The sequence below is a fragment of the Roseateles chitinivorans genome, from assembly GCF_002761755.1.
In the GTDB taxonomy this organism is placed as follows: domain Bacteria; phylum Pseudomonadota; class Gammaproteobacteria; order Burkholderiales; family Burkholderiaceae_C; genus Roseateles; species Roseateles chitinivorans.
In genome coordinates, this window is the sequence record NZ_PEOG01000107.1 from 1 (window position 1) to 11812 (window position 11812).

General features: G+C 73.1%; 10 protein-coding genes. 4 read left to right on the forward strand and 6 right to left on the reverse strand.

The genetic code is table 11. The annotated features are described in order from the left end of the window. From CS062_RS23740 to CS062_RS23765, 6 genes are all read right to left on the reverse strand, one after another. Window positions 1-679, reverse strand: a 679-nt coding sequence (locus CS062_RS23740) for an ADP-ribosylglycohydrolase family protein (protein ID WP_199174338.1), incomplete at its 3' end; no start/stop codon positions are given. A 14-nt stretch (window positions 680-693) separates the two neighbouring features. Beyond that, window positions 694-1695 (reverse strand): ABC transporter permease, encoded by a 1002-nt coding sequence (locus CS062_RS23745; RefSeq protein WP_099864219.1) that lies wholly within the window; start codon window positions 1693-1695, stop codon window positions 694-696. Next, window positions 1692-2861 carry an ABC transporter permease gene (locus CS062_RS23750; protein WP_099864221.1) on the reverse strand — a complete coding sequence of 390 codons (1170 nt, stop codon included), beginning with the start codon at window positions 2859-2861 and terminating at the stop codon, window positions 1692-1694. Before CS062_RS23750 ends, CS062_RS23745 begins: the two co-directional genes overlap by 4 nt. Then, window positions 2861-4477 carry an ABC transporter ATP-binding protein gene (locus CS062_RS23755; protein WP_099864223.1) on the reverse strand — a complete coding sequence of 539 codons (1617 nt, stop codon included), beginning with the start codon at window positions 4475-4477 and terminating at the stop codon, window positions 2861-2863. The genes CS062_RS23750 and CS062_RS23755 overlap by 1 nt, the downstream gene beginning before the upstream one ends. Further along, window positions 4474-5574: a BMP family lipoprotein gene (locus CS062_RS23760; protein WP_099864225.1), complete on the reverse strand. Its 1101-nt coding sequence runs from the start codon at window positions 5572-5574 to the stop codon at window positions 4474-4476. The genes CS062_RS23755 and CS062_RS23760 overlap by 4 nt, the downstream gene beginning before the upstream one ends. A 64-nt stretch (window positions 5575-5638) precedes the next feature. Then, the gene (locus CS062_RS23765) at window positions 5639-6391 is read right to left on the reverse strand and encodes a GntR family transcriptional regulator (protein ID WP_099864232.1); all 753 of its coding nucleotides are present in this window, start codon (window positions 6389-6391) and stop codon (window positions 5639-5641) included. 238 nt (window positions 6392-6629) lie between these two features. Between CS062_RS23765 and CS062_RS23770 the strand changes: the two genes are divergently transcribed. The 4 genes from CS062_RS23770 to CS062_RS23785 all read left to right on the forward strand — a co-directional run. After that, complete coding sequence (locus CS062_RS23770; protein WP_099864227.1) at window positions 6630-8918, forward strand: TonB-dependent receptor; 2289 nt, start codon at window positions 6630-6632, stop codon at window positions 8916-8918. Beyond that, window positions 8915-10174 (forward strand): esterase-like activity of phytase family protein, encoded by a 1260-nt coding sequence (locus tag CS062_RS26410; RefSeq protein WP_158238910.1) that lies wholly within the window; start codon window positions 8915-8917, stop codon window positions 10172-10174. The genes CS062_RS23770 and CS062_RS26410 overlap by 4 nt, the downstream gene beginning before the upstream one ends. Continuing rightward, a complete protein-coding gene (locus CS062_RS23780) occupies window positions 10171-10758 on the forward strand; it encodes an RNA polymerase sigma factor (RefSeq protein ID WP_099864228.1) in 588 nt (195 codons plus the stop codon). Before CS062_RS26410 ends, CS062_RS23780 begins: the two co-directional genes overlap by 4 nt. A gap of 179 nt (window positions 10759-10937) precedes the next feature. Continuing rightward, a partial coding sequence (locus CS062_RS23785) for a hypothetical protein (protein ID WP_099864230.1) occupies window positions 10938-11812 on the forward strand: 875 nt, incomplete at its 3' end.

Below are 11812 nucleotides of genomic sequence, written 5' to 3' on the forward strand. Positions count from 1 at the left end.
GCTCGCGGGCGATCGCCTCGCCGCGGGTCGCGCCTTCCACCGCGGCGGCGAGCACCTCGCCCAGCGCGTCGGGCGACTGCGGCGTGACCAGCGCGCGCGAGACGGCGGCGGCGATCGAGCAGGCCGCGGAGATTGCGACCCCGGTGTCGTGCGAAGGCATGCAGGTGACGAAAGCCTGCTCGCAGGCCGCGGCCAGGTCGCCGGGGTGGATCAGGCCGGCCGGCGCGACCCGCATCGCCGCGCCGTTGGTCGTGCCCATGCCGGTGAGCTTGCGACGCGACTGGCCGATCACGCCGACGCTGGCCAGGTCCGTGCCTTCCTGCAGCGCCTTGACGATGCCGGCGGTGCTGGGGCCCATGAAGCCGGCCTTGGGACTGGTGCGCACCCAGTCCAGCAGGCACTCGACCCAGCCGGCCTGGTCCAGCCGGCCGTCGGCGGCCACCAGCGCGCGCGCCAGGTAGTACATCTGGCTCGCGTCGTCGGTGACCTCGGCCCGCAGGCCGCCATTCACGCCGGCGAAGGTGTCCGGCGTGGGGGTCTCGAAACGCGTGACCAGTCCGCCGAAGCGGGCCGCGATCTCGTCGATGCTCCATTGCTCGGTCGGCGCGCCGAGCGCGTCGCCCATGCCGGCCAGCGTCAGCGACGCCTGGATGCGGTCGCGCAGTTGCTCTTGGTTCATCCTGGAAAGGTCCTTCAAGGTCTCGGGGGAATCTCGGGGGCGTCGCCGGTGACGGACGGGACGGGCCTGGGCCGCCGACTGCGGCGCGCGCCGGCCACCGCCATGGCGAGCAGGGTGACGATGGGCGGCAGCATCTGCGGCAACTGGGGCCGCCAGGCCAGCGCCCCGAGCTGGGTGGCCAGCACCGCGCTGGCGCCGAACAGCAGCGCCGCCGCGGTGGTCCCGGCCAGTGCGCGGGCGCCGAGGAAGACGGCCGCCAGCGCCAGGAAGCCGCGACCGGCGCTCATGTCCGCCTGGAACAGCGTCACGTAGCCCATGCTGAGGTAGACGCCACCCAGCCCGGCCAGCGCGCCGCTGGCCAGCAGCGCCAGGTATTGCATGCGTTTGACCGGGATGCCGGCGGCGAGCGCGGCGGCCGGGTTCTCGCCGGTGGCCCGCAACCAGCGGCCCCACGGGGTGCGGTACAGCAGCAGCCACACCGCCGCGACCGCCAGCGGCGCCAGCAGCAGCGGCAAGGGATGGCCGCGGCCGCCTTCGCCGTTGACCAGCAGGTCCAGCGCCGGCCAGCCGGCCAGGCCGGGCACCCGCAGCGCGGGCAGCGCGGGGCTGACGAGGGTGGCGGTGGAGCCCTTGTCGCCGACCCAGCTGGCCATCAGGAACACCGTGAGCCCGGCGGCCAGCAGGTTCATCGCGATGCCGGCGACGATCAGGTCGGCGCCGAACTCGAGATGGAAGACCGCCAGCAGCAGCGCCAGCGCCAGGGCCGCCAGCAGCGCGGCGCCGCCGCCGACCAGCGCATGGCCCCAGACCGGCAGCGCCGGCCAGAGGTGGGCCGCCTGCACCGCGCCCATGACGCCGAAGAACGCGGCGATCAGCATCAGGCCCTCCAGCGCCACGTTGACGCAGCCGGCCAGGTCCGACACCAGCGCGCCGAGCGCCGCGAAGAGGATCGGCGTGGTGGCCCGCAGCAGCGCGACGGCGAGTCCGGCGACGACGAGGCTCCAGGCGTCGGTCATGAGACGGCTCCCGGCGACGGCAAGGCGTGGTGGCCTCGCGCCCGCCAGCGCGCGAGGCCCTCGGCGAGCCGCGGCCACAGACGCTCGGAGACGACGAACAGGATGATCAGTGCCTGGATCACCAGCACCATCTCGCGCGGGACATCGGTGCCGCGCTCCATCGCCTGCCCGCCCGCGCGCAGGTAGGCATAGAGCAGCGCGGCCATCGGGATGGCACGCGGCTGGTTGCGCGCCAGCAGCGCCACCACCAGCCCTTCATAGCCGAGCCCGGCCGGCAGGTCCACCGGCAGCCGCCCGAGCAGCGCATGGCTGACATGCAGCCCCGCCAGTCCGGCGAACAGCCCGCCCAGCGCGGTCGACAGCATCACCGTGCGCGCCACCGGCAGCCCCATGCGCCGCGCGAAGTCCGGCGCCTGCCCGACGGCGCGCAGCGCATAGCCGGCACTGGTCCGGTCCAGCATCGCCTGCGCGGCCCAGGCCAGCAGCGGTACCGCGATCAGCATCGCGCTCACATGGGTGCCAGGGATCAGGGGTGCGAGCGCCGCCGCCGGCGGCAGCACGGGCGTGGCGATGAAGCCCGCGCCCGGATCGCTCATCCACTCGCTGAGGATCAGCCGGAACAACTGCACCGCGACCAGGTTGAGCATCAGCGAGGTCACGATCTCGCTGGCGCCATGACGGACCTTCATCCATCCGGGCAGCAGTCCCCAGGTGCCGCCCACGACCATCGCGGCCAGCAAGGACGCCGGCAGCACGATGGCTGCGGGCCAGGCGGCGAGCGCGAGGCTGGTCGCGACCGCGGCCAGCGCGCCGAGGAACATCTGTCCGTCCGCGCCGAGGGTGAACTGGCGGGCGCGGAAGGGCAGCGCGATCGCCAGGCCCAGCAGCGCCAGCGTGATGGCGTCCTCGATCGCGGCGCCGAAGAGCACCACGCGCCGCGCTTCCCAGCCATGCGCGCCGAGATGGAACTCCGGCAGCGGTCCGGTGAGCAGCGCCAGCCAGGCGCGCAGCGGCTCGTCGCTGACCAGCGCGGTCAGGGCGAAGCCGACCAGCAGCGCCGCGGCCAGCGACAGGGGCAAGGTGCCGATGCCGGCCCCGGCGCGCCGGAGCAGGGGGGCGAGCCCGGCGCGGCGCGCGGCCCGGTACGCGGGAGGGGCGGCGGACATCACGGCAGGCGATCCTCATCAAGGGTGAAGGCGGCGGCCAGGTCGGCGCGGGCGGCCGGGTCGTGGCGCACGCCGGTCATGTAGAGGCCGAGCCGCCGCGCGTCGACCTGCGCGGCCGCGAAGTGCCCGACCAGGCGGCCTTGCGACATCACGACGATGCGATCCGACAGCGCCAGCAGCTCGTCCAGGTCGGCCGAGATCAGCAGCACGGCTGCGCCGCTGTCCCGCAGCGCCTCCAGGCGCTCATGCAGCGACTCGCAGGCGCCGATGTCGACGCCGCGCGTCGGCTGGCTTGCGATCAGCAGGCGCGGGGCGAGGGCGATCTCGCGGGCCAGCACGACCTTCTGCATGTTGCCGCCCGACAGCGAGCGGATGGGAACCTCGGGCGACGCGGCCACGACGCCGAAGTCGCGCAGCAGGCGGGCGGTCTCGCGCGCCGCCCAGCCCAGGTCCATCGCGCCGAACCAGCCCGGCAGGCCGCGCCGGACCAGGGGCGGTTCGGCATGCCGGTTGGCGATCGCGTTCTCGGTGATGCTCATGTCCGGCGCGACGCCGTCGTGCAGCCGGTCTTCGGGCAGCGCCGCGACGCCGGCCGCCCGGGCCGCGCGGATGCCGGCGTCGCCTTGTCCGCGCAGCGGGACGCCGTCGACCAGCACCTGCCCGCGCTCGGCGCGTGTCAGCCCCGCCAGCACGTCGGCGAGCAGCCCCTGCCCATTGCCTTCCACCCCGGCCACGCCCAGGATCTCGCCACCGGCGATCTCCAGCGTCAGGTCCTCGAGGGTCTGGCGGCCGGCGGAATCCGCGGCCGACACGTCGCGCACGCTGAGCACCGGCGCGCCGCTGGAGGGCGCCGGCGTCGGCCGCGCCCGTCGCGGCGCGACGGTGCGTCCCACCACCATCGCGGCGATCTCCGCCTCGCCGACGTCCCGGGTCGCGGCGCTGCCGGCCACGCGGCCGCCGCGCAGCACGGTGAAGCGGTCCGAGACCTCGCGGATCTCCGAAATCCGGTGCGTGATCAGGATCACCGCCAGGCCGTCGTCGGCGTAGCGCCGCAGCGCCTCCATCAGGGCCGCGGCCTGCTGGGGCGCCAGCACCGCCGTCGGCTCGTCGAGCATCAGGATGCGGGCGCCCTGGTGCAGCGCCTTGAGCAGTCCCACCGCCTGTTGCTCGCCCAGCGAGAGCCGGGACACCGGCGTACGGGGATCGAGGGGCAGGCGGAAGCGGCGCGCCGTCTCGGCGACCTGCTCGACCGCGACCCGGGCGTCGAGCAGCGGACCGCGGCGCGGCTCCTGGCCCAGCACCACGTTGTCGGCGACGGTGAACGAGGGCACCAGCGTCACATGCTGCGGCACCAGGCCCATGCCGGCGGCGATCGCCTCGCGCGGCGTGCGCCAGCGCACCGGCCGGCCGTACAGGCGGATCTGCCCGGTGCTGGGCTGCTCCAGCCCGTAGAGCATCTTCATCACGGTGGACTTGCCGGCGCCGTTCTCGCCGACGATCGCATGCACCTCGCCCGGCGCGATGGACAGGCTCACCTGGTCCACCGCCAGCGTGCCGGTCGGGTAACGCTTGGAAATGCCGTGCAGCGACAGCCGTCCGGGCGGGGCGGTGCTCATCCGGGCGTCCTCGCGGAGAAGGCGCTCGGCACGCGACGCCGGCCGGCGACGATCTCGGCGCGCACCTGTTCGAGCTCCTGCCACAGCGCCGGCGGCCACTGTGCCAGTAGGCCGGCGCGGGGCGCGAGGCTCACGCCGCGTTCCGCCAGGCCGAGCGACACGACGCCGCCCGGTGCCGCCGAGTGGCTCAAGGAGGCGCGCAGCGCCTCGAGCACCGCGACATCGACGTTCTTGACCACCGAGGTCAGGATGCGCGCCGCCAGCGCCGGCTGGCGCGGGCGGTAGAGCGCGTACTGGTCCACGTCGACGCCGATGGCGTAGCGGCCGGTCTCGAGCGCGGCCTCGTTGACGCCCTGGCCGCTCGCGCCCGCCACATGGAAGACGATGCCGGCGCCGCGGCCGAACAGCGTCTTGGCGATCTCCTTGCCCAGCGCGGGATCGGAGAAGGAGTTGGCGTACTGGGTCGCCACCGGCAGGTCCGGCTCCGCGGCCTTGGCCCCGGCGCGGAAGCCCACGATGAAGTCGTCGACGACCGGAAACTGCATGCCGCCCATCACCCCCAGGCCGCCCCCGGGCGCGACGCCCGGCAGGCCGGCCCGGTCCAGCCGCGCGGCCAGCCAGCCGGCCAGGTAGGCGCCCTCGTTCTGGCGGAACAGCAGCGAGCGCACATTGCGGCAGGCGCAGCGGCTGGCGTCCACGGCGGCGTCGTAGAGCACGAAGCGACGTTCCGGATAGGCCTGCGCCAGCTGCTCGACGTAGGGCGCCATCGTGTAGGTGCCGGTGACGACCAGGTCGTAGTCGCCGCTGTCGACCAGCGCGGTCAGGGCCGGCAGCCAGCGCGTCGGGTCGGTGCCGCCCTCCACGATCTTGACCGTGACCGGCAACTGCCGCGCCGCCTCGCGCATGCCCTTGGCGGCGCCGTCGAAGAAGGACTTGTCGCCCAGCGTGCCGTTGATGAACAGCACGGCGCGCACCGCATGGCCGGCCTGGGCGCGGGGCAGCCCATGCTCGCCCGCCGCCTTGAGGGCGTAGAGCACGGCCACGGCCGCGAGCAGCCAGAGGATCTGTCCCAGGAGGAAGCGGAGGGAGGGGCGCATCGGCGGCGGTGCCGGGAGGGGGCGAGAAGGAGGCGGAAAGGCCGGGAAGACGGATGGCCGGCGCTCAGGCGAGCCGGCTGGACTGCGTGATCCGCGCGCTGTACCGGTAGCTGGACACGTACTTCATGAGGCAGTACTCGATCGGCTCGCGCCGGTCGGACAGCGTGATGCGCTCGCAGACCAGCAGCGGCGCGCCTTCCGGCACGCCGAGCAGCCGCGCTTCCTCCGCGTCGGCGCTGGCGGCGAACAGGTTCTCCACCGCTTCCACCGGCGCGAAGCCGGCGCGTTCCATCAGCAGCTGGTACAGCGAGCGGGCGCGTTCCACCTCCTGCAGCTCGAGCTTCACGCCCGGCGGCAGCGGGAAGTAGGCGTCGTGCAGGCCGACGGGCACGCCGTTGGTCAGGCGCACCCGCCGCACGCGGGTGAGCGGATGGCCGGACTCGAGCTGCAGCAGCTGGGCGATCGCCATCGTGGCCGGGCTGAACTCCAGGTTGAGGATGCGCTGCGTGGGCAGGCCGCCGCGCTGGCGGGTGTCCTCGGAGAAGCCGTCGATGTAGCGCGACATGCGGCGCACCAGCGCCGGCGCCACGAAGGTGCCGCGGCCGTGGTCGCTGTAGACCAGCCCATGGTCCTCCAGTAACCGCACCGCCTTGCGGATGGTGTCGCGGCTGACCTGGTGCTGCTCGGTGAGCTCGCGCTCGGAAGGCAGGGCCTCGTTGTCGGCGAGTCGGCCGTCGTCGATGGCCGCGCGCAGCGCGTCGGCGACCTGGCGGTAGCGGGGAGGGGGCGCGGAGGCCTCGGTGGGACGTTTGCTCATGTCGGTCAATGCTCTCATGGTACGTACCAGATGGTCAACAGGGTTGCTCCCAGGTCGCATCGCATGAGGGTCTTACGTGGCTGTGACAGGTGTTGCTCCAGAAGGAAAACCCGAGGTTCTGCGGAAAACATGCTGCGGTGAGATTGACGTGGTACGTACCAGTGAATGATCATCCGGCCCGATCCGCGCAGTACCCCTCCACCCTGTTCCTGATCATTCCGCTGAAAGCTCCTCCACCATGCGCTCTCTCGCCCGCCTTCCTTTCGCGCCGCTGCCCCTGGCGGCGCTGCTCGTCGCCGCCCACGCCCCGGTCCTGGCCCAGGAGGCTCCCGCCCCGGCCCGGCCCGCCAGCGAAGCCGCTGGCGACACCGCGCCCCCGCCCACGTCCGCCCGCTCGCAGTCGTTGAGCCAGGTGACGGTGACCGGCGAGTCCATCGGCCTGCGCCAGTCGCGCGCCAATGTGAAGATCACCGCGGCCGACCTGGAGCACTACCCGACCGGCGTCTCGGCCGACAAGCTGCTGGAGCGCGTGTCCGGCATCCAGGTCGGCTCGTCCAATGCCTTCGGCGGCGACGGCTTCGAGAGCACGATCAGCATGCGCGGCTTCGGCAAGGACAGCATCGGCTTCTCGATCGACGGCATCCCCAATGGCCGCACGACGCTGGGCGGCGGCTCGGTGCCGACGCGCTTCTTCGACAGCAGCAACCTGGCCGCGATCGATGTGTCGCAGTCGGCCGGCATCGTCGGCGCGCCGTCCCACCAGGCGCTGGCCGGCCACATCGATTACCTGACGCAGGATCCTGGCCGCGCCTTCGGCCTGCGCATGGAGGCGGCCACGGGCAGTGCCGAGCTCGGCCGGCTCTATGCCCGTGTGGACAGCGGCGAACTGGCGCCCGGCCTCACCGCCTACCTGAGCGTGTCGCGGCAGCAGTGGCAGGTGTCCTACGTGGACGACCCCGCCGGCCACGACACCCGCGACCATGCCGACCTGAAGCTGGCATGGCGTCTGGGCCAGGACACGACGCTGAAGCTGTACTCGAGCTTCAACGAGCGCAAGGAGACGAGCGCCAGCAACATCGTCACGCTCCGGCAGTTCCAGACGGATCCGAAGCAGGACGGCTACACCGACCACTGGACCGGCGTGCCCGGCGTCGACCGCAACTATCGCGGCCTCAAGGGCAACCCGCGCGAGGACCGGCTCAGCTACCTGAGCCTGAGCACCGCGCTGGGCGGCCTCAAGGTCTCGGCCAAGGCCTATCACCATGGGCAGGACGGGACCGGCAAGGAGACCGGCCTGGGCAACGGCGGCTATCCGGGGCTCGACGGCTCGGCCCGCAGCCTGTACTTCCGCGCCAACGACTACGACCTCTCGCGCAGCGGCGCCCTGGTGGAGGTGGGCGCGCGGCAGGGCGACCTGCTCGACTGGCGCGCCGGCGCCTGGTACGAAAGCTACGAGCGCGGCCAGGTGCGGCGCTGGTATCCGATCCTCGACGAGGCCACCGGGCCGGCCTATGCCGACACGCCGGTCGCGATCAGCGAGGACAAGCACTGGAAGAACCGCTCCACCATGGTCTACCTGGCCAATCGCAGCAGCCTGCTGGAGGGCCGGATCAAGCTGGACTACGGCCTGACCTACCTCGACAACCGGGTCGACTACCGGGCGCCGACCCAGGACTCGCGCACCGGCAAGCTGAACTTCGTCAACGAGGCGCGGGTGAACTCCGGCGTCCTGCCCAAGCTGGGCGCGCTGGTGCCGCTGGGCGCGAACACCGAGCTGTTCGCGGGCTACGCCAAGAATGCGGCCACGATGACCGACGCGACGCTCGAGGGCGGCGCGGCCACCACGATGGCGGCGGCGGTGCGGCCGCGGGACATGGACACCGCCAAGGCCTTCGACCTGGGCCTGCGCCACAAGGGCGACGGCTATGCGCTGAGCGTGCAGGGCTTCTCGATCCGCTCGAAGGAGACGGTCGCGGCAGACATCGCCGGCACGCTGCAGTCGGAGAATGTCGACCAGGGCCGCCGCATCGATGGCATCGAGCTCAGCGCCAATGCCCGCGTGGGCGCGGCATGGCGCCTGTATGGCGCCTTCACCTACCAGAAGGCGCGCTACGCGCTGGGCGACGTCGATGCGCAGGGCTATCCGGCCAAGGGCTTCATCCGCGACGGCGCGGACCTGGTGGGCATCGCGCCGCGCAACCTGTTCCTGGAAGCGACCTGGCGGCCGGGCGACGCCTGGCGGCTGGGCGCCAACCTGCGCCACGTGTCCAGCCAGGCCGGCTACTACGCCAATCCGCGGGTGGCGGGCAGCGGCGTGGACGAGCGCATGCCGGCGTACACCTTGCTCGGCGCGAGTGGGTCGTACCAGTGGGAGCACCTGACCCTGGGCCTGAACCTGGAGAACATCACCAACAAGCGCTATCTCTCCGGCGTCGCACCCGAACTGATGACGACCGCGTCCAGCGTCGGGCGCTACTTCATCGGGGCGCCGCGCACGGTGGTGCTGTGGGTGAGGATGGAACTGTGACGCGCCACCCGGTGGTCCGCCCCGGCGGCGCGGCGGTCCTCGGCGGGGCGGTGGCCTGGGTCGCGCTCCTGCTGGGCGGCTGCGCGCCAGTGCCGTCGACGGTCGATGCGCGTGCGGCGGCACGAGTTGCCGCGGAGGGCGCGGCGGATGCGACGGCGGGAGCGGCGGGGATGGCGGCATGGGCGCAGCCGCCCATTCGCCTGCGGCTCATCGGCGAGACCGTCATTCCCCGGGTGGCGACCGATCCGCTGCTGCGCCACCTCGGCGGCATCTCCGGCCTCGATTACGACCCGATCGAGGACACCTGGTACCTGCTCAGCGACGACCGGTCGGAGCAGGCGCCGGCGCGCTTCTACACCGCCAGGATCCGCTGGAACGCACAGGGCCTGGAGGACCTGCGCGTGACCGGCCTCACCCCGCTGTTGCAGCGGGACGGCCAGCCCTATCCGAACGCTGGCGCGACGACGCGGCCCGGCGGGCCGCCGCCCGACATTCCCGACCCCGAGGCCCTGCGCCTGGATCCGCGAACCGGTCGGCTGCTCTGGTCCAGCGAAGGCGACCGCCGGCGCGGACTGCAGCCCATCATCCGCTGGTCGGAGCGGGATGGCCGCTTCGCCGGCGAGCTGCCGCTGCCCGAGCGCCTGCGCGTGCATCCCGAGGAGCCGCGCGGGGCCCGGGACAACCTCAGCCTGGAAGGCCTGGCCCTGGCCGCGGATGGCTCCGTGTGGGCCAGCATGGAGGCGCCGCTGTTCGAGGACGGCGAGCCGCCGACGGGCCGGGCCGGCGCGTTGACCCGCTTCACCCACCTGGACCGGCAGGGCCGGGTGCTGGGGCAGTACGCCTATCCGGTCGAACCGGTCCCGGAGGCGCCGACCGGCGGCCGGTTCCGTTCCGACAACGGCGTCAGCGATGTGCTGCTCACGCCGGCCGGCACGCTGCTGGTGCTGGAACGCTCCGGCCGGGAAGTCGCCGAGCGGGTCTTCAAGTTCCGCGTGCGGCTGTACGAGGCCCGCATCGACGGCGCCACCGACATCTCGGCCGTGGCCTCGCTGCGCGGCGCGGACCTCGTCCCGGTGCACAAGCGGCTGATCCTCGATCTGCAGGCGGCCGGCGCCCGGGGACCGATCGACAACCTCGAAGGCATGGCCTGGGGGCCGCTGCGGCCCGATGGCCGGCGCACGCTGGTGATGGTGGCCGACGACAACTTCTCGCCGCAGCAGGTGACGCAGGTCCTGGCCTTCGAGGTGGCGCCATGAGGGACGAGGACATGGAAGGCCTGCTCGGGGCCTGGCTGCAGGCGGCCGGCGCGGGCGACCGCGCGGCCTTCGAGCAGCTGTATCGCCACTTCCAGCCGCGCCTGACGCGCTTCATCCAGCGCTGCTGCTCGCGCCAGCATGTGGTGGACGAGGCGGTCAACGATGCGCTGTGGGTGGTCTGGAAGGGCGCGGGCGATTTCCGCGGCGACTCGCGGGTGACCACCTGGGTTCACGGCATCGCGTATCGCTGCATGCTCAAGGCGCTGCGGGACCGCGAAGTGGCGCAGGAGATCAATGCCTCGGCCGTGCCGGACGAGGAGCTTGCCCAGGCGGAGCCGTTCTTCGACGAGGGCCCCGACCGCGAGCTGCGCGACTGGATCCACCAGGGACTTGCCGCCCTGTCGATCGAGCAGCGCACGACGGTGGAGCTGGCCTACTGCCAGGGCGAGTCCTGCGAGGAGATCGCGCGGATCATGGTCTGCCCCTCGGGCACGGTGAAGGCCCGCCTGGTGCGCGCGCGGGAGAAGCTCAAGGACGTGCTGCCGGCGCTGGCGGAGGCGGCGATCGGGACGCGCGGCCACTGAGGCCAGTCAATCGCGGCGCCGCAGCGGCCCACGAGGCCCATCGGATCTCGCCGTCCAGCGCGTTGGCGCGTTCGCTTCGCCGCCGCCCGCTTCGCGTCCGTCTCGCCGCCGTCATCGCGATGTGCCTATCGTCATCGCCGGCCGAACCCCATCACCCCACACTCGGCCAGGGAGCTTTCATGACGACCACCCTTGCGTCAACGACACCTCCGGCGAACGGGACGATTCCCGCTCATGCCGCCTCCGTTTCAGCCGACATCCCCACGGTCATCCGCGACTGGCGCCGCGAGGCCGCGCTGCGGCTGGGCGCCAGCCCCGAGGTCGCGCGGCACTTCGGCGCCACCGGCCTGATCGAGCTGGCCGGGCAGCCGCTGTCGCTGCATCCGCTGCATGACGAGCCCGCCGGGGCCTGGCTGGCCGTCACGCGCGCCGCGCGTCCGGAGGCGGTCGGCGAGGACGCCTGGTGCGATGCGCTGCTGCTCGCCACCGGGCAGGCGCTGGTCGCCTCCCACGCGGCTTGCGGGCTGAACGACGACGGCGAGGCGGTGCTGATCCTGCGCACCGCCGCCGGGCATGCGCATCCCGATCTGCTCGCGGTTGAACTGGCCGGCTTGCTGCAACTGCGGCAGGCGCTGCTCGAGGGCGTGACGGCGCGTGCCGGCGCGGCGGCAAGCGCTGGAACGGCCGTGACCGCCGTGCCTGCCGCCGGACCCGTCGATGCGACGCCGAGCCGCGGCGCCGATGCGGCTGATGCAGCCGATGTCGAGACGCCCTTCCTGGAGGCCCCCGAGCGCGTGCTCGTGCGCGTGCACGGGGCCTTGCTGCAAGCGGGCCTGCCCGCCGCGGAGGCGCTGGCCGGCGCGCGCAGCGGTTCGTTCACGCTGGACGGAGTGTCGATCGGCCTGGCCTGCGAGGACGGGACCGACACGCTGGTGCTGGTCGCCGACCTTGGCGCCGAGGCGCTGGACACGCTCGAGCGGCGGCGGCTCGCGCTGCAGGCCAACACGACGCTGATGGCCTTCGCCGGCGTCGCCGTGGCCCGCGAGCGCGGCCG

What these genes read in the sequence shown, in the direction of transcription:
- CS062_RS23745 (WP_099864219.1), bottom strand. Translation starts at nt 1,695, where the DNA reads ATGACCGACGCCTGGAGCCTCGTCGTCGCCGGACTCGCCGTCGCGCTG.
- CS062_RS23750 (WP_099864221.1), bottom strand. Translation starts at nt 2,861, where the DNA reads ATGTCCGCCGCCCCTCCCGCGTACCGGGCCGCGCGCCGCGCCGGGCTC.
- CS062_RS23755 (WP_099864223.1), bottom strand. Translation starts at nt 4,477, where the DNA reads ATGAGCACCGCCCCGCCCGGACGGCTGTCGCTGCACGGCATTTCCAAG.
- CS062_RS23760 (WP_099864225.1), bottom strand. Translation starts at nt 5,574, where the DNA reads ATGCGCCCCTCCCTCCGCTTCCTCCTGGGACAGATCCTCTGGCTGCTC.
- CS062_RS23765 (WP_099864232.1), bottom strand. Translation starts at nt 6,391, where the DNA reads ATGAGCAAACGTCCCACCGAGGCCTCCGCGCCCCCTCCCCGCTACCGC.
- CS062_RS23770 (WP_099864227.1), top strand. Translation starts at nt 6,630, where the DNA reads ATGCGCTCTCTCGCCCGCCTTCCTTTCGCGCCGCTGCCCCTGGCGGCG.
- CS062_RS23780 (WP_099864228.1), top strand. Translation starts at nt 10,171, where the DNA reads ATGAGGGACGAGGACATGGAAGGCCTGCTCGGGGCCTGGCTGCAGGCG.